This is a genomic window from Shigella sp. FC1661 (genome assembly GCF_001712525.1).
GTDB classification, from domain to species: domain Bacteria; phylum Pseudomonadota; class Gammaproteobacteria; order Enterobacterales; family Enterobacteriaceae; genus Escherichia; species Escherichia coli.
In genome coordinates this window covers 1-302 of the sequence record NZ_MDGW01000521.1, presented here as the reverse complement: position 1 = coordinate 302, position 302 = coordinate 1, and the positions used below count along the sequence as shown (strand labels likewise).

At 39.4% G+C, this 302-nt stretch carries 1 protein-coding gene; it reads right to left on the bottom strand.

The genetic code is table 11. The features are described from left to right. Positions 1-219 precede the first annotated feature (219 nt). Positions 220-302, bottom strand: an 83-nt coding sequence (locus BFF42_RS21590) for an IS1 family transposase (protein WP_000618533.1), incomplete at its 5' end; no start/stop codon positions are given.

The following is a 302-nucleotide window of genomic DNA, read 5'->3' as shown; positions in this document are numbered from 1 at the left end:
GTAGCGGAGCAGGAAGGACATCTGATGGAAATGGAAGCCACGCAAGCACCTTAAAATCACCATCATACACTAAATCAGTAAGTTGGCAGCATTACCAAAAAGGGTGAGCGATTTTTGATAGTTGAACCAGGCACTTTAAGTTTAACTAGGGCGTCATTATTTATTAAATTTTATAGACGCTATATATGGGTAGTAATATACATGGGTAATGACTCCAAATTATTGATAGTGTTTTATGTTCAGATAATGCCCGATGACCTTGTCATGCAGCTCCACCGATTTTGAGAACGACAGTGACTTCC